This window comes from Tibeticola sediminis (assembly GCF_003843835.1).
GTDB classification, from domain to species: Bacteria; Pseudomonadota; Gammaproteobacteria; order Burkholderiales; family Burkholderiaceae_C; genus Tibeticola; species Tibeticola sediminis.
Genome location: NZ_RKQL01000008.1, coordinates 30,839 through 55,285, shown reverse-complemented (window position 1 = coordinate 55,285; position 24,447 = coordinate 30,839). Strand labels below are relative to the sequence as shown.

Here is a 24,447-nt window from a genome sequence, read left to right as displayed (position 1 = left end):
AGCGCCAATCGGGGATTTGTTGCTATCAAAAAATGAATCACAGCTGGCCCGGCTGCGCCGCGGCCGTGGCCAGCACGCGCGCCAGGTAGCGGCCGGTGAGGCTGTCCGGATGCGCGGCCACCGCCTCGGGCGTGCCCGCGGCCACCAGGCGGCCGCCGCCGCTGCCGCCTTCGGGGCCCATGTCGATGAGCCAGTCGGCGGTCTTGATGACGTCGAGGTTGTGCTCGATCACGACGATGGTGTTGCCCGCGTCGCGCAATTGGTGCAAGACCTTCAGCAGCAGCTCGATGTCGGCGAAATGCAGGCCGGTGGTCGGCTCATCGAGGATGTAGAGCGTGCGGCCGGTGTCACGGCGCGAGAGCTCCTGCGCGAGCTTGACACGCTGCGCCTCGCCGCCCGAGAGCGTGGTCGCGCTCTGGCCCAGGCGGATGTAGGACAGGCCCACGTCGAGCAGTGTGCGCAGCTTGCGCTCGATGGCGGGCACGTCGCGGAACAGCGCATAGGCTGCCTCCACCGTGAGGTCGAGGATCTGCGCGATGTTGCGCCCCTTCCACTGCACTTCGAGCGTCTCGCGGTTGTAGCGCTGGCCTTGGCAGACCTCGCAAGGCACGTACACATCGGGCAGGAAGTGCATCTCGACTTTGACCACGCCGTCGCCCTGGCAGGCCTCGCAGCGCCCGCCGGCGACGTTGAAGCTGAAGCGCCCGGGGCCGTAGCCGCGCTCGCGCGCCATCGGCACCTCGGCCATGAGATCGCGGATGGCGGTGAACACACCGGTGTAGGTGGCCGGGTTGCTGCGCGGCGTGCGGCCGATGGGCGACTGGTCGACGGCGATCACCTTGTCGAAATGCTCGAGCCCCACGATGGCCTCGTGCGGCGCGGGCTCCTCATGCGCGCGGTGGATGCGCTGCGCCGCGGCGCGGTAGAGCGTGTCGTTGACGAGCGTGGACTTGCCCGAGCCCGACACCCCGGTCACGCAGGTGAAGCGCCCGACCGGAATCTCCACCGTCACGTTCCGCAGGTTGTGCCCGCGCGCCCCCACGATGCGCAGCCACGGCCTCTGCGTGCAGTCATGGCGCTGCGGCACCGCAATGCGCCGCGCGCCCGAGAGGAATTGGCCGGTCAGCGACTCGGCGCTGGCTTCGATTTGGCGCGCCGTGCCCTGCGCCATCACGCGGCCTCCGTGCACGCCCGCGCCCGGCCCCATGTCGATGCACCAGTCAGCCGCGCGGATCATGTCCTCGTCATGCTCGACCACGATCACCGAATTGCCCAGGTCGCGCAAATGCTGCAGCGTGCCGATCAGCCGGTCGTTGTCGCGCTGATGCAGCCCGATGCTGGGCTCGTCGAGCACATACATCACGCCGGTGAGGCCGCTGCCGATCTGACTCGCGAGCCGGATGCGCTGCGCCTCACCGCCCGAGAGCGTCTCTGCGCTGCGCTCGAGGCTCAAATACCCCAGCCCTACATCGTTGAGGAATTTGAGCCGGGACGCCACCTCGCGCACCAGCTTGTCGGCAATCGCCGCCTTCTGGCCCGACAGCCGCAGCGTCTGAAACCAGGCCTGCGCCTCGGCCAGCGTGGCGCGGCCGACCTCGTAAATCGCGCGGGCCTGCGCGCCTTCGCCCACGCGCACATGGCGCGCTTCCAGCCGCAGCCGCGTGCCGCCGCACTCGGGGCAGGGCTGCGTGGCGCGCCAGCGCGCGAGTTCTTCACGCACCACCGGCGAATCCGTCTCGCGCCAGCGCCGCTCCAGGTTCGGGATGATGCCCTCGAACGGATGCTTCTTCGTCACCTTGCGCCCGCCGTCGAGCATGTACCGAAACGCGATGTCCTCATGGCCCGAGCCGTACAGCAGCACCGAGCGCACCGATTCGGGCAGCGCCTGAAAGGGCGTATCCACATCGAAGCCATAGTGCTGCGCGAGGCTCTCGAGCAACGCGAAGCTGTGCGCGTTGCGCCGGTCCCAGCCCTTGATCGCGCCGCCGGCCAGGCTCAGCTCGGGGAAGGCCACCACGCGCTCGGGGTCGAAGAAATCCACCGTGCCCAGCCCGTCGCAGCGCGGACAGGCGCCCGCGGGCGAGTTGAACGAGAACAGCTTGGGCTCGAGCGCCCCGATGCTCCAGCCGCACACCGGACAGGCATAACGCGCGTTGAAGGCGTGTTCGCAGCCGCTGTCCATCTCCAGCGCCAGCGCGCGGCCCTCGGCCAAGCCCAGCGCCGTCTCGAAGCTCTCGGCCAGGCGTTGGCGCAGGTCGGGGTCGCCTGGGCGCACCTTCACGCGGTCGATCACCACGTCGAGGTCATGCCGCTCGCCCGCCTTGAACGCCGGCAGCGCGTCGGCTTCGAGCACCGTCCCATCGAGCCGGAAGCGCACATAGCCGCGTGCCTGCATCTGCGCGACCAGCGCGCCATGCTCGCCCTTGCGCTGGCGCAGCAGCGGCGCGAGGATCATCACCCGGCTGCCCTCGGGCAGCGCCAGGACCGCATCGACCATCTGGCTCACGGTCTGGGCGGCCAGCGGCACGCCGTGCTCGGGGCAATGAGGCGTGCCGGCGCGCGCCCACAATAGGCGCAGGTAATCATGAATCTCCGTGACCGTGCCGACCGTGGAGCGCGGGTTGTGGCTGGTCGCCTTTTGCTCGATCGCAATCGCGGGCGAGAGCCCCTCGATCAAATCGACATCGGGCTTGTCCATGCGCTCGAGAAACTGCCGCGCGTAGGCCGAAAGGCTCTCCACATAGCGCCGCTGGCCCTCGGCATACAGCGTGTCGAAGGCCAGGCTCGACTTGCCCGAACCCGACAAACCGGTCACCACCACCAAGCGATGCCGCGGAATGTCGAGGTCGATGTTCTTGAGGTTGTGCGTGCGCGCGCCGCGGATGCGGATGCACGGCGCAGCCGCCGCACCCCCGTCGTGGGGCGGCGTGGAATCGGGCGAACGGGGCTCGGTCAAGGCGGGCTCTCGCGGGGAAAACCCCGCATTATCGGCGGCCAGCCCCTCTACGGACAACGCACCCCGGACAGCCCGCGCGGGCAAAGGGTGGGCGCATGTTGGACAATCGAGCCCTTTGCATCTGCTGCCAAAACCAGCCCTATTGCCGTGTCTGAGACTGCTGTTTCTCCCTCGACCGCCCCGAGCGCAGCGTCGTCCATGACGCCCACCGAACGGCGCGCCACCGTGTCGCTCGCGTCGATCTTTGCGCTGCGCATGTTGGGCATGTTCCTGGTTCTGCCCGTGTTCGCGCTCGAAGCCCGCGGCTATGCGGGCGGTGACGACGCCGCGCGCGTCGGCCTGGCCATGGGGATTTATGGCCTCACGCAAGCCGTGTTCCAGTTGCCGCTGGGCCTCGCGTCCGACCGCTTGGGCCGCAAGCGCGTCATCGTGCTGGGCCTGCTCGTGTTTGCGGTGGGCAGTTTGATCGCCGCGGCCGCCAGCAGCGTCGAAGGGCTGATTTTCGGCCGCGCCTTGCAAGGCGCGGGCGCGATTTCAGCTGCCGTCACGGCGCTGCTCGCCGACCTCACGCGCGACTCAGTGCGCACCAAGGCCATGGCCGTCATCGGCGCGAGCATCGGCCTCATGTTCGCGCTCTCGCTCGTCATCGCGCCCGTGCTCGCCGCGTGGTTGCATCTGTCGGGCTTGTTCGTGCTCATCGCCGTGCTGGCGCTCGCGGGCGTGGCCGTGGTGCTCTGGGGTGTGCCGCCCGAGCCGGCGCGCGCCCCGGCGAGCGCCGCACGCGAGGGCGTCCTCGTCGCCTTGCGCCATCCGGCGCTGCTGCGCCTCAATGCGGGCGTGTTCATCCTGCATGCCGTCCAAATCGCCATGTGGGTGGCCGTGCCCGCGCTGCTGGTCCAAGCGGGTTTGACCAAAGATCATCACTGGCAGGTTTATCTGCCGGCCGTGCTGGCCTCTTTCGTCGTCATGGGCGGCACGTTGTTTCCGCTCGAGCGCCGCGGGCGGCTGCGGCTCGCGTTCCTGGGCGCCATCGGACTCATCGGGGCGTCGCAACTCGGCCTGTGGTTCGGCGCCGATCGGCCCGACATCGCCCACATCGGCCTGATGCTGTTCGTGTTCTTCTGCGGCTTCAACGTGCTCGAGGCGTCGCAGCCCAGCCTCGTCTCCCGGATTGCCCCGCCACACATGCGCGGCGCGGCCCTGGGTCTCTACAACACGCTGCAATCCTTGGGCCTCTTTGCCGGCGGCGCGCTCGGTGGCCAGCTCGCGAAAAGCTGGGGTTTGGGCGCGGTATTGCTCGCCGGCGCGGCCGCCATGGCGCTGTGGCTGGCTCTGGCCTGGAGCATGGACCTGCCTGGGCGTGCGCCGGCGGGCCCAAAGGCATAAGGCAGCGCTGAACCAGTCCCTTGCGCGGCCGACACGGGCTAGGCGCAATAATCAGGCCCTACGCATAGGAGGAAGTGTTCCATGGCATCGGTCAATAAAGTCATCCTCGTGGGTAATTGCGGCCGCGACCCCGAGGTTCGTTACATGCCCTCGGGCCAGGCCGTCGCCACCGTCAGTGTCGCCACCTCGAGCCGCCGCAAAGACAAAAACACCGGCGAAACCGTCGAAGACACGCAGTGGCACCGCGTGACTTTCTATGACCGCCTCGCCGAAATCGCTGGCGAATACGTGCGCAAGGGCCGTCCCATCTACGTCGAGGGGCGGCTCAAATACGGCAAATACACGGATCAGTCGGGCGTCGAGCGCAACACCGTCGACATCATCGCAACCGAGCTGCAGTTGCTCGGCGGCCGCGAGGGCATGGGCCAGCCGGGCGACGAAGGCGGCGATGCCGCGCCGCGCCGCGCCCCACCCCCGAGCCGCAGCGCCCCCGCCGCCGCACCCCGCGCCCCGGCACCGGCCGCCGCCCCCAAACCCAGCAGCGGTTTCGACGACCTCGACGACGACATTCCGTTCTAGGGCAACGCTGAACGAGTCCCACGTGCGTCGCGCATCCCGGCGGCGGGCGGCGTGCGTCGTTGACTATCCTCGCCATGGCTGCGGCTATTGTCTCGGTTTGCCCCTCGCATCCCAGCCCGCAGCCGGGCGCGCGCCATCACGGGAACGGATTCAGCCTTGCCCTAGGTTGCTGCCCAGCCAGTCCCCGCGATGCGCGGCGCACCAGGGACGGGCTGGGCGTTCCACCATCGCGCAATGCGCAGACCCGCTCGGACGCGCGGGTGTCGCCGGGGTTCGCTTCGTCCCCTTGGCGCCGCAGCGCACACACCCGCGCGCCGATCGCCGCCACCCGTGGTCGGGGCCATAGACTGCACACTTCATGCAGCGCAAAGGATGAACGGCAATGGCAAAGAACGACACCGTCAAAAACGGCAACGGAGGCAACCTCGGCTTCGAGGCTGAGCTTTTCAAAGCCGCTGACAAACTGCGCGGCAACATGGAACCCAGCGACTACAAACACGTCGCCCTGGGCTTGATCTTCCTGAAGTACATCTCCGACGCCTTCGAGGCCAAGCATGCCGCCCTGATGGTCGAGGACCCCCTGGCCGCCGAAGACAAAGACGAGTACCTCGCCGACAACGTGTTCTGGGTGCCCAAGGAGGCGCGCTGGTCCCACCTGCAAGCCAACGCCAAGCAACCCACCATCGGCACCCTGATCGACGACGCGATGCGCGCCATCGAGAAAGACAACGAGTCGCTCAAGGGCGTGCTGCCCAAGGACTACGCACGCCCCGCGCTCAACAAAGTGATGCTGGGCGAGTTGATCGACCTCATCTCCGGCATTGCGCTGGGCGAGGAAGGCAGCCGCTCGAAAGACATCCTGGGGCGCGTGTACGAATACTTCCTCGGCCAGTTTGCCGGTGCCGAAGGCAAGCGCGGCGGCGAGTTCTACACGCCGCGCTCGGTCGTGCGCGTGCTGGTCGAAATGCTGGAGCCGTACTCCGGCCGCGTGTACGACCCCTGCTGCGGCTCCGGCGGCATGTTCGTGCAGTCAGAAAAGTTCGTGCAGGAGCACGGCGGCCGCATCGGCGACATCGCCATCTACGGGCAGGAGAGCAACTACACCACCTGGCGGCTGTGCAAGATGAACCTGGCGGTGCGCGGCATCGACGCCGACATCCGCTGGAACAACGAGGGCAGCTTCCACAAGGACGAACTGCGCGACCTCAAGGCCGACTACATCCTCGCCAATCCACCGTTCAACATCTCCGACTGGGGCGGCGACCGCCTGCGTGACGACGTGCGCTGGAAATTCGGCGTGCCGCCCGTGGGCAATGCCAACTACGCGTGGCTCCAGCACATCTGGCACCACCTTGCGCCCTTTGGGGTGGCGGGCGTGGTACTGGCCAATGGCTCGATGAGTTCCAACCAATCCGGCGAAGGCGACATCCGCCGCGCGATGATCGAGGCGGACGTGGTGGACTGCATGGTCGCACTGCCCGGGCAGCTCTTTTACTCCACGCAGATTCCCGCCTGCCTGTGGTTTCTGGCCCGCAACAAAAACCCTGGCAAAGGCTGGCGCGACCGGCGCGGGCAGGTACTGTTCATCGACGCCCGCAAGCTGGGCGTGCTGGTGGACCGCACCCGGCGCGAACTCACCGATGACGAGATCAAACGCATCGCCGACACCTACCACGCTTGGCGCGGCGAACCCGGCGCGGGCGAGTACGCCGACGTGCCGGGCTTCTGCAAATCCGCCACGCTGGAGGACATCCGCAAACACGGCCATGTCCTCACCCCCGGCCGCTATGTCGGCGCAGCGGAACAGGAAGACGACGGCGAACCCTTCGCCGAGAAGATGGCGCGGCTTTCGGCCCAATGGCGCGCGCAGCGGGACGAGGCGGCCAAGCTGGCTGCGGCGATCGAGGCGAATTTGCGGGCGTTCGGGTTCTGAGCGCTGCGTTGCATATGGCCGCCAAATCGCCCAATAATAAACGCTACGTTAACCAAGCGGCGCGCAAATGGCCATAAATAACGCAACCGCTAACAAGGCAGCCCGCGCCGGGCGCTACCTGCGCCAGCCCACGGGCTACCGTGCCTTCATTCCGGCACCCCTGCCGCCGGACCCCCCGCTCGACCTTGGCGGCGTCTTGCGCGACAAGCTTTCTGCCGCCGACTATGCGCTCGGCCGTCTCGATGGGGCGGTGCTCACGCTGCCCAACCCCGATCTGTTCGTCTTCATGTACGTGCGCAAGGAGGCCGTGCTCTCCAGCCAGATCGAGGGCACCCAGTCTTCGCTGCAGAACCTGCTGGCAGCCGAGGCGCAGCTCTTCGACCCCGACACACCCAAGGATGTGAATGAGGTGGCCAACTACGTGCGGGCCATGAACCACGGCTTGAACCGGCTGGCGGACCTGCCCTTCTCGGTGCGGCTGATCCGCGAAATCCACGCGCAGCTCATGCAGGGCGTGCGCGGCGGCCGCCTGCAACCGGGAGAGCTGCGCACCAGCCAGAACTGGATCGGCCCCGCCGGTTGCACGCTGGCCAACGCGACCTTCGTGCCCCCGCCGCCGCACGAGGTGCCGCAGGCGCTTTCCGATCTGGAGCGCTTCCTCCACGACGGCGGCGGCCTGCCCCCGCTGGTGCAGGTGGGCCTTGCCCACGCCCAGTTCGAGACCATCCACCCCTTCCTGGACGGCAACGGCCGCATCGGGCGGCTCTTGATCGCCTTCCTGCTCACCGAAAAACGGCTGCTGTCCAAACCTGTGCTCTACCTTTCCCACTACTTCAGGCAGCGCCGCAGCGAGTACTACGAACGCCTGCAGGCTGTGCGCGACGTCGGGGATTGGGAGGGGTGGCTCGCGTTCTTTCTCGATGGCGTCATCGACGTCAGCCAGCAGGCCACGCACACCGCCGCCGCGATCCTGCGCATGCGCGAGGACTACCGCGCCCGCATCACCGAGCATCTGGGCCGCGCCGCCGCCAACGGCCAACGCGTGATGGACCGCCTGTTCGACCACCCCATCGTTTCGGTGGCCACCGTGCGCGAATGGCTGGGGCTCACCCCGGCCGGGGCCAACCAGATCGTCTCCAGACTGGAAGGCATCGGCCTGTTGCGCGAAATCACCGGCTACGCCCGCAACCGGCGCTTCCGCTTCGAGCCGTATGTGCGGCTGTTCGAGGAGACGGGCGAGGGGGCGGTATGAGCGAGGCGGCGCGACGGGATGCGATGATCGAGGCGAATCTGAGGGAGGTTGGGGATGGTGGGTGAGTGGCGAGAGGCTACTGTGGGGGAGTTCACGCCATTTGATTACGGCAAAGGATTGCCTGAGCATCGGCGCAATCTTTCCGGCGAGGTTCCCGTTTTTGGCTCAAACGGTGTGGTCGGTTTTCACGATAAAGCTCTGACTTGTAGCCAGACGGTTATCATCGGGCGGAAGGGAACTGTCGGCGCTGTTCACTACAGCCCGAAACCATGCTGGCCTATTGATACTACTTTCTACGTGATCGATCCCGACCCGGACGTGCTTCGATTCAAGTACTACTTGTTGAACTCCCTGGGCTTGGAGCACATGAATGCAGATAGCGCAGTGCCGGGATTAAACCGTGACGCAGCACACGCGCGCAAAATATTAGTGCCACACCTCCCCGAACAACGCACTATCGCCCACATCCTCGGCACGCTGGACGACAAGATCGAGCTCAACCGCAAGCAGAACGAAACGCTGGAGGCGATGGCCCGCGCCTTGTTCAAGGCCTGGTTCGTGGACTTCGAGCCGGTGCGCGCCAAGATCGAAGGCCGCTGGCAGCGCGGCCAGTCACTGCCCGGCCTCCCCGCGCACCTCTACGACCTCTTCCCCGACCGGCTCGTCGAATCGGAGTTGGGGGAAATTCCGGAGGGGTGGGAGGTGATATCCGTTGATACCGAGTTTGATATCACGATGGGGCAGTCGCCACCCGGCAGTACCTACAACGACATTGGTGAAGGGTTGCCTTTTTACCAAGGGCGTGCAGATTTCGAATTCCGATTCCCCAAGAGGCGCGTTTTTTGCACAGCACCGACGCGATTAGCAAAAATCGGAGACACGCTCGTTAGCGTTCGCGCACCAGTCGGTGACATCAACATGGCATTAGAGGACTGCGCGATTGGTCGTGGTGTCGCCGCCGTTCGGCATAAGACCGGCTCTCGTTCTTATACGTATCACTTCATGAGTTCCATCTCAGACATATTTGCGCGGTTTGATGCAGAGGGAACAGTTTTTGGGTCAATTGGGAAAAAGGACTTCCATTCGATTTCTCACGTAAAGCCGCCTCGTGATCTCGTGCTGACTTATGAGAAGCTGGCGGCCAACCTAGATGATGAGGTCGAAAAAAACGAACAAGAATCCCGCACCCTCGCCCAACTCCGCGACACCCTGCTGCCCAAGCTGATCTCCGGCGCGCTGCGAGTCAAGGATGCCGAGCGTTTCTTGGAGGCCAGGACATGACCAACGTCTGGTGCGTTCGTGCCGACTTCGGCACTTACACCAAACATTTTGTCGAGGGGGGTTACGTTGCCATCGGCTGGTTGCCCAACACGGATCTGTCTTCGGTCCAGTCGCGCGACGAGTTATACCCCATCTACAAAGCGGAACACCCCGACGACACAAGCAATATCGTCATTGGACAACAGGTTGGGCAGATTGCCCGCTTCCTTCTGGAGATCCGCGCCGGCGACTATGTCATCACGCCGGCCGCCGATACCGAGTGGCTGCACTACGGGCAGATCGCGCCAGAGCCCTCGTATTACTATGCATCAGGTGATGATGGCTGCCCTTATCGCCACCGCCGCCGGGTGATCTGGGCGAAAGAACGGCTGAAGCGCGGTGAGTTCTCCGTGCCTTTCCAGAACACGATCCGTTCTTCGCTGACCGTGTTTGCCGTATCTCAGCGCGATGAGTTTCTGGCAGTGATTGGCCGCTCGGATCTGGTGCCCCAATCGGCTGCTTCGCCGTACGATCCCTACCGTGTTGTGCTGGAACAGCTACTGGAACTGGACGACAAGGAGTTCGAGATTCTGGTCGGGCATTTGCTCACCGCGCTGGGCTTCGAGGGATCGGAGGTTATCGGCAAGACGGGCGATGGAGGCGTCGATGCCACGGGAGAACTGAACGTCGCCAATCTCGCCAAGGTCAAGGTCTTTGTGCAGGCCAAGCGCTATAAGCTCGGCACCAAGGTCAGTGCGAATACGGTGCGGCAGCTTCGGCAGGCCATTCCTTTTGGGGGGCAAGGCGCCTTCATTACGACGGCCGACTTCCAGAGTGCCGCCGCCGACGTAGCGCTAGAAACGGGATTTCCGCGTATCGGTCTCGTCAACGGGCGTCAACTCGTCGATCTCTTGGTCGAACATTGGGGCGATATTCCACCGGAGTTCCGTGATCGCCTCGGTCTGAAACCCGGCTTGGTTTTGGCCTGACTCACATCACCAAAACCCGTTGCGGTTCCGGAGAGGCTCGGGTGAAGAATGCCGAATCGCTTTTGAGGGAGGAAAAATCATGACCACGTCAAACTCGCTGGTCATCTTCGAAGCCGCCGATCAGTCGGTGGAGGTTCGGCTCGAGGGCGAATCCATCTGGCTCACCCAGCGCCAGATGGCCGAGGTGTTCGCCACCACCCCAGAAAACGTGCTCATGCACCTGAAAAACATCTACCGTGAGGGCGAGCTGGAGGAAGCGGCAACCACTAAGGATTTCTTAGCAGTTCAAACCGAAGGTCGGCGGCAGGTACAGCGTCGGCTCAAGCACTACAACCTCGACGCCATTATCTCGGTCGGTTACCGGGTGAACTCCACGCGCGCGACGCGCTTTCGCCAGTGGGCCACGCGCGTGTTGCGCGAGCACCTGACCCGTGGGTTTTCGCTCGACCGCCAGCGCTTCGAGAAGAACCCCGCCGAACTGGAAGCCGCGCTCGCGCTGCTGGTGGCCGAATCGGACGCCAAAAATCAGGGCGTGATGACCCGCCTGATCGAAAACATGCTGGCGCTGCCGGTCACGCAAGGAGAACCGTAATGGCGTTTCTGCCGGAGGCCGCCGTGGAACAAGCGCTGCTGGATCAGCTGCGTGCGCTCGGATATGCCATCGAACGCGAGGAGGACATCGGCCCCGATGGTCATCGACCGGAGCGCGAAAGTCACGATGAGGTTGTGCTCAAGAAGCGGTTTGAAGAAGCCGTTGCGCGTCTGAATCCTGGTCTGCCGTTGGAGGCGCGTCAGGATGCCGTGCGGCGGGTGATGCAATCCGAACTGCCCTCGCTGCTTGAAGAGAACCGCCGCCTCCACAAGCTGATGACAGAAGGTGTGGACGTCGAATACTACGCCGACGACGGCACGCTGACGGCAGGCAAGGTCGCGCTCATCGACTTCGAACACCCAGAGCGCAACGACTGGTTGGCGGTGAGCCAGTTCGTGGTGATCAACGGCCAGAACAAACGGCGGCCCGATGTGGTGGTGTTCGTGAACGGCTTGCCACTTGCAGTGATCGAGCTCAAAGCGCCGGGTAGCGCGGGCGCGCATCTGCTGGGTGCCTTCAACCAGCTGCAGACCTACAAGCAGCAGATTCCGGCGCTGTTCAACACCAACGCGCTGCTGGTGACATCGGATGGCATTGCCGCCCGGGTGGGTTCACTCTCCGCAGACCTCGAGCGCTTCATGCCGTGGCGCACCACCGACGGCACGGACGTTGCCCCGAAGGGGGCGCCGGAACTTTCGACGTTGATCGAGGGCGTGTTTGAGCATCGCCGCCTGCTCGACCTGCTGCGCGACTTCACGGTGTTTGCCGAGACGGGTTCGGGCCTGGTCAAGATCATCGCGGGCTACCACCAGTTCCATGCGGTCAAGAAGGCGGTGGAGCAAACCATCCGCGCGATGCCGCCCGCGAACCTCGTGCGGGAAGACCCGGCCCGCTATGGCCTGCCTTCGGTCAAGGACCAACGCCCAGGCGACCGCCGCGTCGGCGTCATCTGGCACACCCAAGGGTCGGGCAAAAGCCTGCTGATGGCGTTCTATGCGGGGCAGTTGGTCAAACATCCGGCGCTGGAAAACCCCACGCTGGTGGTGCTGACCGATCGCAACGACCTGGACGACCAGCTCTTTTCGACCTTCTCGATGTGCAGTGACCTGATCCGGCAGACGCCGGTGCAGGCCGAGGGGCGCGAACATTTGAAGGAACTGCTCAATCGCGCCTCGGGCGGGGTGATCTTCACGACCCTGCAGAAGTTCGGTGAGATCGCCGGGCCGCTCACCACGCGCCGCAACGTGGTCGTGATCGCGGATGAAGCGCACCGCAGCCAATACGGCTTCAAAGCCAAGGTGGACGGCCAGACCGGCGAAATCTCCTACGGCTTTGCCAAATACCTGCGCGACGCCCTGCCGAACGCGTCCTTCATCGGCTTTACCGGCACGCCGATCGAGGCGGACGACGTCAACACCCCGGCGGTATTCGGCAACTACATCGATGTCTACGACATCAGCCGTGCGGTCGAGGATGGCGCGACCGTGCCGATCTACTACGAATCGCGGCTGGCGCGCATCGAACTCGACGAGGAAGAAAAGCCGAAGATCGATGCGGAAATCGAGGAACTGCTCGAAGACGAGGAAGAACCGACCCGCGAGCGCGTCAAGCAAAAATGGGCCACGGTGGAAGCGCTGGTGGGGGCGGACAAGCGCCTGCGGCTGGTGGCCGAGGACATCGTGCGTCACTTCGAAGACCGCGTCGCCGCGCTCGATGGCAAGGCGATGATCGTCTGCATGAGCCGGCGCATCTGTGTGAAGCTCTACGACGCGATCATCAGGCTGCGCCCCGATTGGCACAGCGACGATGACAACGCCGGCGTGGTGAAGATCGTGATGACGGGCGCGGCGAGCGACCCGCCCGAGTGGCAGCGGCACATCGGCAACAAGGCGCGGCGGGATTTGCTGGCCAAGCGTGCGCGCGATCCGAACGACCCCTTAAAGCTCGTGATCGTGCGCGATATGTGGCTGACCGGTTTCGATGCACCGTGCATGCACACGATGTACATCGATAAGCCCATGCGCGGCCACGGGCTGATGCAGGCGATTGCGCGCGTGAACCGGGTGTTTCGCGACAAGCCTGCAGGGCTGATCGTGGACTACATCGGTATCGCGCAAAACCTGAAGTCGGCGCTGCAGCAGTACTCCAAGAACGACCAGGAAAACACGGGCGTCGACGAAGCGCAAGCCATTGCGGTGATGATGGAGAAGTACGAGGTCGTGCGGGACATGTTCCACGGCTTCGACTACGTCTCGGCGATGACAGGCACGCCGCAGGAGCGCCTTGCGATGATGGCGGGAGCCATCGAGTGGATTCTCGACCTGCAACAGAAGCTGGCAGCGAAAGAGAAGACCAAAGAAGGCAAGAAGAACGCTCACCGTCGATATCAGGACGCCGTGCTGGCCTTGTCCAAGGCGTTCGCGCTGGCCTCCGCTTCCGACGAGGCCCGCGCCATTCGGGAGGAAGTCGGCTTCTTCCAGGCGATCCGTGCCGCGCTGGTCAAGAGCAGCATGGGCTCCGGCGTGACCCAGCAAGAACGCGAGCTGGCGATCCAGCAAATCGTCAGCCGTGCGGTGGTCTCGACCGAGATCGTCGACATCCTGGCCGCTGCGGGCATCAAGAGCCCCGATATCTCCATCCTCTCGGACGAATTCCTCGCTGAAGTGCAGCAGATGGAAAAGAAGAACCTTGCGTTGGAAGCCTTGCGCAAGCTGATCAACGACGGCATTCGCTCGAGAGCCAAGGCCAACGTGGTTGAGACCCGCGCGTTCTCCGAACGATTGGAGGACGCGGTGGCGCGCTACCATGTCAACGCCATCACCACGGCCGAGGTGCTGCAGGAGTTGATCGAGCTCGCGAAGGACATCCGGGCAGCGCGTCGGCGTGGCGAGGAACAGGGGCTGTCGGACGAGGAGATCGCGTTCTACGACGCCCTGGCCGAAAACGAAAGCGCGGTGCAGCTGATGGGCGATGCCCAGCTCAAGGTCATCGCCCATGAGCTCTTGGTGAGCCTGCGCGCGAACGTGACCGTCGATTGGGCGCACCGGGAATCGGCGCGTGCGCGCATGCGCGTGCTGGTCAAGCGTATCCTGCGCAAGTATGGCTACCCGCCCGATTTGCAGGACGCCGCCATTCAGCAAGTGTTGGCGCAGGCGGAGGCGGTCTCCGCGGCCTGGGTCGGATGATTGCGGTCCGGCATCCGGGGAAACCCGGGGGCGGTTGACATATACCCCAGGGGGTATTTATCATCCGCAACTTCAGAGTGGAGGTTTCATGCGTCCGTCCGTGTTTTCTGTTCGTCGGCTTTCTGCGGTGCTGTTGGCGCTGGCCGCGGCACCTTGGGCGTGGGCTGCGCCCGCGGCGGCTACGGCCATCGAGGTGCCAGTCGTTCAGGTCCGTCCGCAGCCAGTGGCCACCGGGATCGAATACGACGCCGTCATCCAGCCCGTGCGTCAGAGCACCATCGCGGCGCAGGCTGCGGGCCGCGTCGTGGCGCTGCTCGTCAAGGCTGGGGATCGGGTGAAGGCGGGGCAGGTGCTGGCCACCATCGACGACCGCGAGACGCAAACCGGGGTCCAGCGCAGCCAGGCGCAGGTCGCGCAGGCCGAGGCCGATTTGCGCAACGCCAAGGCCCAATTCGACCGTACCACCGAGCTGCGCCAAAAGGGCTTCGTGAGCCAGGCGGCGCTCGACTCCGCCGAAGCGCAATACAAAGCCGCCCTCGCCGGACGCGACCAGGCGGCCGCGGCCTTGCGGCAGGCCGGTCTTGCCCAGGGCTACACGCGGGTGACGGCACCTTATGAGGGCTGGGTGCTGCAGACCTTGGCCGATCCGGGCGACCTCGCGGCTCCCGGGCGGCCGTTGCTGGTTTTGTATGCGCCGCGCCCGCTACGGGCCGTGGTGCAGGTGCCCGCTTCGCTCGATGCGGTGGCCCGCAGCGCCACGCGGGTCGAGGTGCAAGTGCCGACGGCCAAAGGCGGCGCGACCTCGTGGATCGAGCCGACCAGCCGCACGGCTTTGCCCGCGGCCGATCCGGTCGCGCAAACGGTCGAATGGCGGCTCGATCTGCCCGATGCGGCCGCCTCGGCGGTCGTGCCGGGGCAGCAGGTGCGGGTGCGCTTCGTTGGCGGCAGCGCCGAGCGTCTGGTCATTCCCGCGCAGGCGGTTTTGCGCCGGGGGGAACTGACGGGTGTCTACACCGCGACGGAGCAGGGCTTCATGCTCAAAGCCGTGCGACTCGGCGCGGATCATGGGGCCGCGGGCATCGAAGTGCTCGCCGGCCTCGGCCGTGACGACCGGGTGGCGCTCGATCCCGTCCGCGCAGGGCTCGCAGGTGCGCGTCCCGCCGCGGCTGCCGCAGCCCGTTGAGCGAGCTTCGATCCGCCATGAACGAACATCCGTCCTCCTCGCCCGTCGTCGCGCCGCAGTCCCTGGGTATTTCGGGGCGCATGGCCGCGTTGTTCCAGGCCAACGCGATTACGCCGCTGCTCGCGCTGGTGGCCTTGTTGCTGGGGCTGTTTGCGATCCTCGTTACGCCGCGTGAAGAGGAGCCGCAGATCAACGTGACCATGGCCAACGTGCTGATCCCCTTCCCCGGGGCCAGCAGCACCGACGTGCAGAACATGGTGGCACGTCCGGCCGAGCAGGTGCTGGCGCAGATCGCGGGCATCGAACACACCTATTCGGTGGCGCGGCCGGGCCTGGCGGTGTTGACGGTGCAGTTCAAAGTCGGCGTGCCGCGCACCGAAGCGCTGGTGCGCCTCTATGACGTGCTCAACGCCAACCAGGATTGGCTGCCGCGTGACCTCGGCACGCTCGCCCCCATCATCAAGCCCAAGGGCATCGACGACGTTCCGGTGCTGGCGCTGACCCTGTGGAGTCGTGACGCCACGGCAGCGGTCGATCTCGAGCAGGTGGCGCGCACGGTCGAACTCGAGCTCAAGTCCGTCAAAGGCACGCGCGAGGTGCAGACCATCGGCGGGCCGGGACGCGCGGTTCATGTGTGGCTCGACCCGACGCGGCTGCGTGAGCGGGGCATCGACGTGCTCACACTCAAGCAAATCCTCTCGGCGGCCAACTTCGGCATGCCCTCGGGCGCCGTGATCGACCCGAGTGCGCCCAACAAACCGCAGATGCTGAGCGTCGAAACCGGCGAGTTCCTCAGCAACGAGCAAGAGATCGGCTCGCTGGTCGTCGGCGTCCACGAGGGCAAGCCCGTGTACCTGCGCGAGGTCGCCAAGATCGAAACCGGCGCGCAACTGCCCCAGCGTTATGTCTGGCACACCCCAGGCCAAGCGGCCGTGGGTGCCGCCTCGGAAGGGGCCGAAAGCACCGCGGGGCTGCAGCCCGGCGGTGTCTATCCTGCGGTCACGATTACGGTGACCAAGAAGCCCGGCGAAAACGCGGTCGACGTGGCACGCGCGGCACGCGAGCGCATGGATGCGCTACGAAACACCGTCATTCCTTCGAACATCGAAGTGACCGTCAGCCGGGACTACGGGGTGACGGCCGCGGAGAAGGCCAACAAGCTGATCCAGAAGCTGGCGTTTGCGACCGCCTCGGTGATTTTGCTCGTCGGCCTGGCACTGGGCCGGCGCGAGGCGGTGATCGTCGGCGCGGCGGTCATCCTCACGCTCACTGCCACGCTGTTTGCCAGCTGGGCCTGGGGCTTCACGCTGAACCGAGTGTCGCTGTTTGCGCTGATTTTCTCCATCGGCATCTTGGTCGATGACGCCATCGTCGTCGTCGAAAACATCCATCGGCATCAGCAACTCGATCCGCACAAGCCGCTGGCCGAGATCATCCCGGCTGCGGTCGACGAGGTCGGTGGCCCCACCATCCTCGCGACGCTGACCGTGATTGCAGCCCTCTTGCCGATGGCGTTCGTCAGCGGCCTCATGGGGCCGTACATGAGCCCCATCCCAATCAATGCCAGCATGGGCATGGCGATTTCGCTGCTGATCGCCTTCAGCGTCACGCCTTGGCTCGCGCGCAGCCTGCTTCAAAGCCATGTGTCGGGTGCCCACGCGGACAACCCCAAGGGCTTGGGCCCGATGCTGCAGCGCTTCTTCACGCGCGTGCTGACGCCCTTTTTGGAGAGCGCGCGCAAACGCTGGCTGATGCTCGCGGGCATCCTGGTCGCGCTGATGCTCTCAGCTGGCCTGGCGGTCGTGCAGTGGGTGGTGCTGAAGATGCTGCCCTTCGACAACAAGAGCGAGTTCCAGGTCGTCGTCGACATGCCGGCGGGCACGCCGCTCGAGGACACTGCAGCGGCCCTGCGCGACCTCGGCAGCTTCCTGGCACAGCAGCCCGAGGTGGTCGATCTGCAGGCCTATGCCGGCACCGCAAGCCCGATCACCTTCAACGGTCTCGTGCGCCAATACTATTTCCGCGCCGACGCCGAACAGGGGGACCTTCAGGTCAACCTGGTCGACAAGCACCATCGCAGCGAAAAGAGCCATGCGATCGCGCAGCGCTTGCGCCCCGAGCTCGAGCGCATCGGCGCGCGCCACCAGGCGCGCATCAAGGTCGTCGAAGTGCCGCCCGGCCCGCCGGTGATGAGTCCGCTCGTCGCCGAGGTCTACGGGCCTGATGAAGCCGGCCGGCAAGCGCTCGCCGAGCGCATCGCCCGCGAAGCTTTTGCGCAGACGCCCGACATCGTCGGCATCGACACCACGCTGAAGGAAGACGCGCCCCGTGCCCACATCACCGTGCGGCGCCAGCGCGCCGAGTCGCTGGGGATCCCGGTCGAAGCGGTGGCGCGCACCGTCTACGCGGCTTTGTCCGGGGTCGACGCCGCCTATTTGCACGATGGCCAATCGAAATATCCGGTGCCGGTGACGCTGCGGCTGCCGTTGGCGGACCAGGTCGGCCTCGACAGTTTGCTCGCTCTGCCCATGAAGGCAGCCAACGGGAAAATGGTGCCGCTGTCCGAGCTCGTGCGCGTGGATCGGGGCGTGATCGACAAGCCGCTCTACACCAAGGACCTCAAGCCCGTCAGCTACGTCATCGGCGACATGGCCGGACGGCTCGACTCACCGCTCTACGGCCTGTTTGCGATTCGCCCCCATCTGGCGGCGGCACAACTGCCCAACGCTGGGCCGCTGGGCGAATACTGGATCCGCCAGCCGGCCGACACCTTCCGCGAGTACGCGATCAAGTGGGACGGCGAGTGGCAGATCACGTATGAAACCTTCCGCGACATGGGCGCGGCCTATGCGGTGGGGCTGGTGCTGATCTATCTGCTGGTGGTCGCGCAGTTCAAGAGCTATTTGACGCCGCTCGTCATCATGGCGCCGATTCCTTTGACCATGATCGGCGTCATGCCGGGACACGCCTTGCTCGGGGCGCAGTTCACGGCGACCAGCATGATTGGGATGATCGCGCTCGCCGGCATCATCGTGCGCAACTCCATTTTGCTGGTGGACTTCATCGACCTGCAGGTCGCGCAGGGCGTGCCGTTCGCGCAGGCGGTGATCAACTCGGCTTCGGTGCGTGCGCAGCCGATCGCGCTCACCGGGCTCGCCGCGATGATCGGGGCCTTCTTCATCCTCGATGACCCGATCTTCAACGGCCTCGCCATCTCACTGATTTTTGGCATTTTCGTATCCACCTTGCTCACGCTGGTGGTCATTCCGGTGCTTTATTTCGCGATGTACCGGCATCGCCATGCCGCAAGCTGAATCCGCACCAGACGGAGCGAGCCCCGGCATGTTTTTTCAACCTTGACTCAACGACAGGAGACAACAATGGCCCACATCGTCATCATGGGTGCTGGCATCGGCGGCATGCCCGCTGCCTACGAGATGCGCGCAATCCTTTCCAAGGAGCACACCGTCACGGTGGTCAGCGCCCTGGACTACTTTCAGTTCGTGCCTTCGAACCCGTGGATTGCGGTGGGCTGGCGCAAGCGCGAGGAGATCATTCTGCAAATCCGCCCGCTGCTCGAGCGCAAGGGCATCCACTTCATCGCCAAGACGGTCACGAAGATCGACGCCGAGGGCAACAAGCTCGTGCTCGCCGGTGGCACGCCCGATGAGCAGGAACTGGCTTATGACTACCTCGTCATCACCACCGGGCCGAAGCTCAGCTTCGACGAAGTGCCCGGTGCCGGCCCGCACGGCGGCCACACGCACTCGGTGTGCACGGTCGATCATGCCGAGGCCTTCTGGCGCGACTACCAGGAGTTTTTGAAGAATCCTGGCCCCATCGTCATCGGCGCCATGCCCGGGGCCAGCTGCTTTGGCCCGGCCTACGAATTTGCCTTCATCGTCGATGCCGACCTGCGCAAGCGCAAGCTCCGCCACAAGGTGCCGATGACCTTCGTGACGAGTGAGCCCTATATCGGCCACTTGGGGCTGGGCGGCGTGGGTGACTCCAAGTCGCTGATGGAGTCGGAGATGCGCAACCACGACATCAAGTGGATCACCAACGGCAAGACCACCAAGGTCGAGGCGGGCAAGCTCTACACCACACAGCTCGATGACCACGGAAACGTCGTCAAGGAACACGAGGTGCCGTTCAAGCTCTCGATGATGCTGCCTGCGTTCAAGGGCGTCGATGCAGTGGCCGCGGTGCCCGAACTCTGCAACCCGCGCGGCTTCGTGCTCATCGACGAATACCAGCGCAGCAAGAAGTACCGCAACATCTTCTCGGCGGGCGTGTGCGTGGCGATTCCCCCGGTCGAAGTCACGCCGGTGCCGACTGGTGCACCCAAGACCGGCTACATGATCGAAACCATGGTGACCGCCATTTGCCACAACATCGCCGATGAGCTGGCGGGCAAGCCGGCGACGGCCAAGGGCACCTGGAATGCGATCTGCCTGGCCGACATGGGCGACGACGGGGCCGCGTTCGTGGCGCTGCCGCAAATCCCGCCGCGCAACGTGAACTGGTTCAAGAAGGGCAAGTGGGTGCACTTGGCCAAGATTGCCTTCGAGAAGTATTTCATGCGCAAGATGAAGACCGGCAATTCCGAGCCGGTCTACGAGAAATACGTGCTCAAGGCGCTCGGTATCGTGCGCCTGCACGAGAAGCACTGATTGTTTTTGTTGTTTTGGAGGAGTCCGACCATGACCGTTGAACGCTACATCCGCATCTTTGCTGGCCTGTTCATCCTGATCTCGCTCGCGCTCGGCGTGGAGGGCAGCCCCTTGTTTGTGAGCAAGTGGGCGCTCGCGTTCACGGCCTTCGTGGGCCTGAACCTGTTCCAGTTCGGGTTCACGAACTTCTGCCCGCTTGCGAGCATCCTCAAGAAGCTCGGCGTGCCCGAAGGCAAAGGCTGCGGCGCCTGATCGGCACCCTGGAGCGCACCATGAGTGAAAAAACCGTCGAAATCACGCTGAGCCAGCGGCAGGACTACCGCTTCGATGTGGACTTTGGCGGCTCGGTGCCGGTGCTGACGACCGACGAGTCGGTGCCACTCGGCACCGGCCTCGGTCCGACGCCGGTGCAACTGCTGTGCGCAGCCGCGGGCAACTGTCTGTGCGACTCCTTGCTGTTTGCGCTGCGCAAGTTCAAACAGGCGCCCGAGCCGATCCGCTGCCGGATGCGTGCCGAGATTGGACGCAACGAACAGGGCAGGCTTCGCGTGCAGGCCATGCACGCGGCGATCACGCTCGGGGTGCCTGCGGCCACGCTCGAACATCTCGACCGGGTGCTGGCGCAGTTCGAAGCCTTTTGCACGGTGGCGCAGACCATCGGGCAGGCGGTGCCGATCGAGGTTGAAGTCTTCGACAGTGAAGGTGTGAAGCTCAAATGATCGGCGGTGATCGGCACGATCTTCAATTCCGAGGTTCCATGGCATGAATACCTCCAGCACCCCGCTCAAGTTTCTCGCTCCCGGCTGGTTCGTCCTGGTGATGGGCCTGTGTGGTCTGGCGCTCGCGTGGCTGCGCGCGGCGCCGCTGTTTGGTGAGCTCGCCGGCGCCGGGGCGCTGGTGCTCGCGGGGCTTGCGGCCACCGTCGCTGTGGTGCTGGCCGTCTTGTCCTTCATACGCTGGCGCCGCTACCCGCAGGCCTGGGCGGAAGACCTCAAACACCCGGTGCGGCATGTCATGGTGGCGGCGATGCCGGTGTCGCTCATCTTGCTCGCAACCGTCGGCACGGCCTTGATCGGGCCCGATCCGTTGCTCGGCGGGCTGTGGGCGCTGGGCTCGGCCTGGCAGTTCGCGGTCACGGTGTGGGTGCTCGGGCGCTGGCTGCGGCCCGGTGTGTCGGGGCCGGCTTTCTGGGCGGGGGTGACGCCCGCTTTGTTCGTGCCGGTGGTCGGGAACGTGGTGACAGGCTTGGCCGGTCCGGCCTTGGGTTTCGGAACCTGGGCACAACTGCAGTTTGGCGTGGGCCTGTTCTTGTGGCCAGTGGTGTTGAGCCTGCTCGTGGTGCGGCTCGCGGTCAGCGGCATTTGGCCAGAGCGTTTGCTGCCGACCACCTTCATCACGGTGGCGCCGCCTGCGGTCATCGGCTTGGACGCCTTGCAATTCGGCGCCCCACCGATTTGGGCCTGGATGGCCTGGGGCATCGCGCTGTTTTTCTTGCTCTGGTCGGCCACCACCGTGCGGCGCATGCTCGATCAGCCGTTTGGTTTGATGTTCTGGGGCCTGTCGTTCCCGCTGGCGGCCTTCGCCGCACTCGGCCTGCGGCTGACCGCGCATGCCTCGGGCTCGTTCCAGACCATGGTGTTGCTGAGCCTTGCCTTGGCGACCTTGGTGATCGTGTGGTTGATCCTGGCCACGGTCAAAGGCTTGCGGGAAGGCAGCCTGTTGGCACCCGAGCCCGTGGCGTCGATGCAGGTCGCGCCGGCTCAGTCCTGATGGGTCATGGCGGCACAGCCTGAACGGACGGGGTCTTTGAATGCCGGCGGCGCGGTGCACGCGGCTGCGCCTGGGGGTCTGGATTCGCCCGATGTCCGCCACGACTTGCTCAACCGCTTGCGCCGGGCCGAAGGGCAGCTGCGCGGCATCCAAGGCATGATCGAACGCGGAGAGGATTGCGGCAAGGTGGCGCAGCAATTCTCGGCGGTTCGCCGGGCGCTCGACAACGCATTCGTGCACATGACGGTCTGCCTGTTGCAGCAGGAGATTTCAGCGGAGTTGACCGAGAGTGACGATGCCCTGCGCAGCCGCTTGCCGCTGCTTCTGGGCGAACTCGAACAGATGTTGGCCCGACGGGGCTGAGAGGCTGAGAGGGAATTGGGCATGCCCGCTTTGACGCCCCAAAACACGCCCGAGGGCGTTGCAAATGCGCGCCGTAGCCCGAGCTACGGCTGTGCTTTGCGCCTACTCGGGCGCGTTTTGGAGCGCCCCTTCGGGCACGCCCAATTCCCTCTCAGCCTCTGAGCCTCCATCCAGCCGTGGACGGCGCTGAACGGGAGGCACGGTCTGGATGCTCCACCGGTTTTGGGCGCAAAGGTCGTTCACCTCTTGACGGAGCCCTTCTACACTCATGACCATGACCACGAGCTCCTACCCTGAGGCAGCGCGCGCGGCAGCGGCGCTTGCCGAGCGACTTCCACCCGAAGACCCGCAGCGCCGCGTGCTGCACGACGAGGTGCATGCGCGCCCGCCGGCACGGATACGGCTGCCCGCTCTGGTGGTGTATGTGGCGGTGGCGAACGAGGGCGTCCGACGGGAAGAAGAATGGGCGCATTTGCGCGAGCTGCCCGGGCAGGCGGAGTTGCCGCTCGACGCGATGCAAGGCAATTTCCTGCGCCTGCGTCTGGATGGCTATACGGTCAAGTGGGAGCGCCATACCGAGTTCAGCCGCTATTCGATCGTGCAGCCGCTGCCGCCGCACGCGGGGCTGGGCAGTGTCGAGCCCGAGCTGTTCCCCGCGGTGCGGGTCGACCCACAGTGGCTGGCGAGCATTCCTGGGCGCACGCTTGCGGCGATCAAGCTGGCCATGGTTTCGGAGCCGATCGAGCCCGTTGCGCAGACGCTCGAGCGCGCGCGTGCCTGGTTCGGCGGCCATGCCGTGGTGGCTTCGCTCGTGGGCAAGGAGGGCGCCTCGCTCGTGGTGACGGACCTGACGATACGTCCGAGCGGATTCGAACGCATGCTGGCGGTCTGTCCGCCGGGCACGTCGGAAACGCGCGTGGGTCGGATTTCCGGGCGTCTGCTCGAGATCGAGACCTACCGCATCATGGCGTTGCGCGGCTTGCCGGTGGCCAAGGCGCTCACGCCCATGCTCGGCGAAACCGAGCGCGCGCTGGCGGAGATCACGGCGCAGCTCGAAGCCAAGGCGGTCGATGACCAGCAGTTGCTCGACGCGCTGGTCGCGCAGGCCACACGCATCGAGCGCGCGACGGCCGAACATGCGTACCGTTTTTCCGCAACTTCGGCTTATTACGAGCTGGTCAAACAACGCCTTGCCGAGCTGCGCGAGCAGCCGATTCCCGGCACGCAGACTCTGGGCGAGTTCATGCAGCGCCGCCTGTCGCCTGCCATGGCCACGGTGGCCGCAACCGCCCAGCGGCTGGCTTCGCTTTCCGAGCGCATCGCGCGCGCCAGCGCCCTGCTGCGCACCCGCGTCGACATCGCCCGCGAGGCGCAAAACCAGCAGCTGCTGGCCAAGCTCACGCGCGGGCAGGAGCTCCAGCTGCGGCTGCAGTCGACCGTCGAGGGCTTGTCGATCGCGGCGATTTCGTATTACGTGGTGAGCCTGCTGCTCTATGGCGGCAAGGCCCTCAAGGGTGCGGGCGTGCCCATCAACCCGGAACTCGCGGCCGGCGCGCTGATCCCGCTCGTCTGGTGGGCGGTGTGGCGCACGACCCGGCGCATCCACGCGAAGATCCACGCGAACGAATGACACTCATGAACACCCCTGCCAACCCCTGGGACGAGCGCTTTGCCGGCCCTGACTACAAATACGGCACCGAGCCCAATGCGTTTTTGCGGGCACAAGCCGCCGAGCGCCTGCGCGCGCCGGCCGAGGTGCTGGTGCCGGGCGACGGCGAGGGCCGCAACGGCGTGTGGCTGGCGCGGCAAGGCCATCGGGTGACTTCGGTGGACTATTCCACCGTAGGGCTGCAAAAGACCCAGGCGCTCGCGGCGCAGCACGGCGTGGCGGTGCAGACGGTTCATGCCGACCTCGCGAACTGGGCGCCGCCGCCCGAAGCCTACGACGCGCTGGCCTTGGTGTACGTGCACCTGCCCGCGAGTTTCCGCCGCAGCGCGCACCAGCGCTTGGCCGCGGGCTTGCGCCCGGGTGGCTGGCTGATCCTGGAAGCCTTTCACCCAGCCCAGCTCGCTTTCGACAGCGGCGGCCCGAAGGATCTGGACATGCTCTACACGCCGGCGCTGCTCGACGCCGATTTCGAAGCTAGGCTCGAGCCCGTGCTGCGCTGGGATGGCATCGTCGAACTCTCCGAAGGTCCGGGCCATCAGGGCCGAGCGCATGTGACGCGCTGGGTGGGGCGGCGGCGCTGAGCCTCTCGTCCTGGTTTTTTCAGAGGGAATTTGCCGTATGCCAGCCTGAAACGGTCAGGTTGCGCTACAAAAGTAG

18 protein-coding genes are annotated in these 24,447 nt (G+C 65.4%); 17 read left to right on the top strand and 1 reads right to left on the bottom strand.

Annotation, left to right across the window (positions count from 1 at the left end; all coding sequences use genetic code 11):
• Positions 1–37 precede the first annotated feature (37 nt).
• The gene (gene uvrA / locus EDC62_RS12830) at positions 38–2,956 is read right to left on the bottom strand and encodes an excinuclease ABC subunit UvrA (RefSeq protein ID WP_124224218.1); all 2,919 of its coding nucleotides are present in this window, start codon (positions 2,954–2,956) and stop codon (positions 38–40) included.
• A gap of 198 nt (positions 2,957–3,154) precedes the next feature.
• Between uvrA and EDC62_RS12825 the strand changes: the two genes are divergently transcribed.
• The 17 genes from EDC62_RS12825 (at position 3,155) to EDC62_RS12740 (ending at position 24,371) form a co-directional block, all read left to right on the top strand.
• On the top strand, positions 3,155–4,342 hold the full coding sequence (locus EDC62_RS12825; RefSeq protein WP_124224217.1) for an MFS transporter: 1,188 nt from the start codon (positions 3,155–3,157) through the stop codon (positions 4,340–4,342).
• Positions 4,343–4,423: 81 nt separating this feature from the next.
• Positions 4,424–4,921: a single-stranded DNA-binding protein gene (gene ssb / locus EDC62_RS12820; RefSeq protein ID WP_124224216.1), complete on the top strand. Its 498-nt coding sequence runs from the start codon at positions 4,424–4,426 to the stop codon at positions 4,919–4,921.
• Positions 4,922–5,303: 382 nt separating this feature from the next.
• A complete protein-coding gene (locus EDC62_RS12815) occupies positions 5,304–6,854 on the top strand; it encodes a class I SAM-dependent DNA methyltransferase (protein ID WP_124224215.1) in 1,551 nt (516 codons plus the stop codon).
• A gap of 67 nt (positions 6,855–6,921) precedes the next feature.
• Positions 6,922–8,106, top strand: a complete 1,185-nt coding sequence (locus tag EDC62_RS12810; protein WP_124224214.1) for a Fic family protein — start codon at positions 6,922–6,924, stop codon at positions 8,104–8,106.
• Between the two features lie 54 nt (positions 8,107–8,160).
• Positions 8,161–9,387 (top strand): restriction endonuclease subunit S, encoded by a 1,227-nt coding sequence (locus tag EDC62_RS13105; protein WP_211331018.1) that lies wholly within the window; start codon positions 8,161–8,163, stop codon positions 9,385–9,387.
• A complete protein-coding gene (locus EDC62_RS12795) occupies positions 9,384–10,355 on the top strand; it encodes a restriction endonuclease (RefSeq protein ID WP_124224213.1) in 972 nt (323 codons plus the stop codon). The genes EDC62_RS13105 and EDC62_RS12795 overlap by 4 nt, the downstream gene beginning before the upstream one ends.
• Before the next feature lie 79 nt (positions 10,356–10,434).
• Positions 10,435–10,947, top strand: a complete 513-nt coding sequence (locus EDC62_RS12790) for a virulence RhuM family protein (RefSeq protein ID WP_211331017.1) — start codon at positions 10,435–10,437, stop codon at positions 10,945–10,947.
• The gene (locus EDC62_RS12785) at positions 10,947–14,132 is read left to right on the top strand and encodes a type I restriction endonuclease subunit R (protein WP_124224212.1); all 3,186 of its coding nucleotides are present in this window, start codon (positions 10,947–10,949) and stop codon (positions 14,130–14,132) included. Before EDC62_RS12790 ends, EDC62_RS12785 begins: the two co-directional genes overlap by 1 nt.
• A gap of 88 nt (positions 14,133–14,220) precedes the next feature.
• Positions 14,221–15,315: an efflux RND transporter periplasmic adaptor subunit gene (locus tag EDC62_RS12780; protein WP_124224211.1), complete on the top strand. Its 1,095-nt coding sequence runs from the start codon at positions 14,221–14,223 to the stop codon at positions 15,313–15,315.
• Positions 15,316–15,332: 17 nt separating this feature from the next.
• The gene (locus tag EDC62_RS12775; RefSeq protein WP_124224210.1) at positions 15,333–18,629 is read left to right on the top strand and encodes an efflux RND transporter permease subunit; all 3,297 of its coding nucleotides are present in this window, start codon (positions 15,333–15,335) and stop codon (positions 18,627–18,629) included.
• Between the two features lie 66 nt (positions 18,630–18,695).
• On the top strand, positions 18,696–19,988 hold the full coding sequence (locus EDC62_RS12770) for an NAD(P)/FAD-dependent oxidoreductase (RefSeq protein ID WP_124224209.1): 1,293 nt from the start codon (positions 18,696–18,698) through the stop codon (positions 19,986–19,988).
• A gap of 30 nt (positions 19,989–20,018) precedes the next feature.
• Positions 20,019–20,240: a YgaP family membrane protein gene (locus tag EDC62_RS12765; RefSeq protein ID WP_124224208.1), complete on the top strand. Its 222-nt coding sequence runs from the start codon at positions 20,019–20,021 to the stop codon at positions 20,238–20,240.
• Positions 20,241–20,260: 20 nt separating this feature from the next.
• Positions 20,261–20,707: an OsmC family protein gene (locus EDC62_RS12760; RefSeq protein ID WP_124224207.1), complete on the top strand. Its 447-nt coding sequence runs from the start codon at positions 20,261–20,263 to the stop codon at positions 20,705–20,707.
• Positions 20,708–20,750: 43 nt separating this feature from the next.
• Positions 20,751–21,758, top strand: a complete 1,008-nt coding sequence (locus EDC62_RS12755) for an SLAC1 family transporter (RefSeq protein WP_124224206.1) — start codon at positions 20,751–20,753, stop codon at positions 21,756–21,758.
• 6 nt (positions 21,759–21,764) lie between these two features.
• A complete protein-coding gene (locus tag EDC62_RS12750) occupies positions 21,765–22,121 on the top strand; it encodes a metal-sensing transcriptional repressor (protein ID WP_124224205.1) in 357 nt (118 codons plus the stop codon).
• 274 nt (positions 22,122–22,395) lie between these two features.
• Positions 22,396–23,751, top strand: a complete 1,356-nt coding sequence (locus EDC62_RS12745; protein WP_124224204.1) for a DUF3422 family protein — start codon at positions 22,396–22,398, stop codon at positions 23,749–23,751.
• Positions 23,752–23,756: 5 nt separating this feature from the next.
• A complete protein-coding gene (locus EDC62_RS12740) occupies positions 23,757–24,371 on the top strand; it encodes a class I SAM-dependent methyltransferase (RefSeq protein ID WP_124224203.1) in 615 nt (204 codons plus the stop codon).
• Positions 24,372–24,447: the final 76 nt, after the last annotated feature.

Excerpts from the sequence above, each read along its gene's own strand:
- EDC62_RS12825 (WP_124224217.1), top strand. The coding sequence starts at position 3,155 with ATGACGCCCACCGAACGGCGCGCCACCGTGTCGCTCGCGTCGATCTTT.
- ssb (WP_124224216.1), top strand. The coding sequence starts at position 4,424 with ATGGCATCGGTCAATAAAGTCATCCTCGTGGGTAATTGCGGCCGCGAC.
- EDC62_RS12815 (WP_124224215.1), top strand. The coding sequence starts at position 5,304 with ATGGCAAAGAACGACACCGTCAAAAACGGCAACGGAGGCAACCTCGGC.
- EDC62_RS12810 (WP_124224214.1), top strand. The coding sequence starts at position 6,922 with ATGGCCATAAATAACGCAACCGCTAACAAGGCAGCCCGCGCCGGGCGC.
- EDC62_RS13105 (WP_211331018.1), top strand. The coding sequence starts at position 8,161 with ATGGTGGGTGAGTGGCGAGAGGCTACTGTGGGGGAGTTCACGCCATTT.
- EDC62_RS12795 (WP_124224213.1), top strand. The coding sequence starts at position 9,384 with ATGACCAACGTCTGGTGCGTTCGTGCCGACTTCGGCACTTACACCAAA.
- EDC62_RS12790 (WP_211331017.1), top strand. The coding sequence starts at position 10,435 with ATGACCACGTCAAACTCGCTGGTCATCTTCGAAGCCGCCGATCAGTCG.
- EDC62_RS12785 (WP_124224212.1), top strand. The coding sequence starts at position 10,947 with ATGGCGTTTCTGCCGGAGGCCGCCGTGGAACAAGCGCTGCTGGATCAG.
- EDC62_RS12780 (WP_124224211.1), top strand. The coding sequence starts at position 14,221 with ATGCGTCCGTCCGTGTTTTCTGTTCGTCGGCTTTCTGCGGTGCTGTTG.
- EDC62_RS12775 (WP_124224210.1), top strand. The coding sequence starts at position 15,333 with ATGAACGAACATCCGTCCTCCTCGCCCGTCGTCGCGCCGCAGTCCCTG.
- EDC62_RS12770 (WP_124224209.1), top strand. The coding sequence starts at position 18,696 with ATGGCCCACATCGTCATCATGGGTGCTGGCATCGGCGGCATGCCCGCT.
- EDC62_RS12765 (WP_124224208.1), top strand. The coding sequence starts at position 20,019 with ATGACCGTTGAACGCTACATCCGCATCTTTGCTGGCCTGTTCATCCTG.
- EDC62_RS12760 (WP_124224207.1), top strand. The coding sequence starts at position 20,261 with ATGAGTGAAAAAACCGTCGAAATCACGCTGAGCCAGCGGCAGGACTAC.
- EDC62_RS12755 (WP_124224206.1), top strand. The coding sequence starts at position 20,751 with ATGAATACCTCCAGCACCCCGCTCAAGTTTCTCGCTCCCGGCTGGTTC.
- EDC62_RS12750 (WP_124224205.1), top strand. The coding sequence starts at position 21,765 with ATGGCGGCACAGCCTGAACGGACGGGGTCTTTGAATGCCGGCGGCGCG.
- EDC62_RS12745 (WP_124224204.1), top strand. The coding sequence starts at position 22,396 with ATGACCACGAGCTCCTACCCTGAGGCAGCGCGCGCGGCAGCGGCGCTT.
- EDC62_RS12740 (WP_124224203.1), top strand. The coding sequence starts at position 23,757 with ATGAACACCCCTGCCAACCCCTGGGACGAGCGCTTTGCCGGCCCTGAC.